Genomic DNA, 1,109 nt, shown 5'->3' with positions numbered 1-1,109 from the left:
CCCAATGTGTGGACATTTACGGCACCTTCCGGTGCGACGGTAGCGTCGGGTGTGTCCGGGTCCGAGGCCTTTGTTCGGCTGGAAACGCCTGCGGGCGATTTCAACCCTTATGATACCAACAACGGCGCGCGGCTGATGCAATCGGCTGCGGATGAGGATTTTCAGCTGGCGGCGCGCTGGCTGACCTCGCCGACCGAACAGTATCAGGGGCAGGGCTTTCTGGTTGAGCAGGATGCCGGCAACTGGATTCGGTTCGACATCTACTCCAACGGCTCGGCGCTGTACGCCTATGGTGGTGTTACCACCAATGGCGATACGCGCACGAATTTCAACGTTTCTCTGGGCACGACGCCGATGCCGTATATGCGGCTGACGCGGGAGGATGACAGGTGGACGTTCGAGCTGTCTGAGGACGGCACGAACTGGACGGTGTCGCGCAGCTTCACCGCCGCGATCACGGTGAGCGCCGTGGGCCTGATGTCGAACAGCAGCGGTGGCGCGCCCGGATATGTGGCCGAGGCGGACTATTTCGAGAGCACCGCGGATCCGATTGTGGCCGAGGATGGGAACATCAGCGGTAACACGGCGCCGGTTGCCGTGGATGACAGCGCCCAGACCGCCACGGATACTGCGGTTGTGCTGAATGTTCTGGCCAATGACAGTGATGCCGATGGTGACACGCTGACGGTCACGGCGACGAGCACGCCGTCCAACGGCACGGTGGTGATCAACGGCGACAACACGGTCACCTATACGCCGAACGTGGGCTATACGGGGTCCGACAGTTTCACCTACACGATCAGCGACGGCACCGACACCACCACCGCGACCGCAACCGTGACCGTGAACACGCCGGGCAACACGGCGCCGGTTGCCGTGGATGACAGCGCCCAGACCGCCACGGATACTGCGGTTGTGCTGAATGTTCTGGCCAATGACAGTGATGCCGATGGTGACACGCTGACGGTCACGGCGACGAGCACGCCGTCCAACGGCACGGTGGTGATCAACGGCGACAACACGGTCACCTATACGCCGAACGTGGGCTATACGGGGTCCGACAGTTTCACCTACACGATCAGCGACGGCACCGACACCACCACCGCGAC

Annotated in this window: 1 protein-coding gene; it reads left to right on the top strand. The window is 62.4% G+C overall.

From position 1 onward, the window contains the following. Positions 1-1,109, top strand: a 1,109-nt coding sequence (locus ACR0AM_RS21615) for an Ig-like domain-containing protein (protein WP_480624003.1), incomplete at both ends; no start/stop codon positions are given.

The organism is Ruegeria sp. AD9, from assembly GCF_056542305.1.
This window is presented reverse-complemented; position numbering and strand designations above follow the sequence as displayed.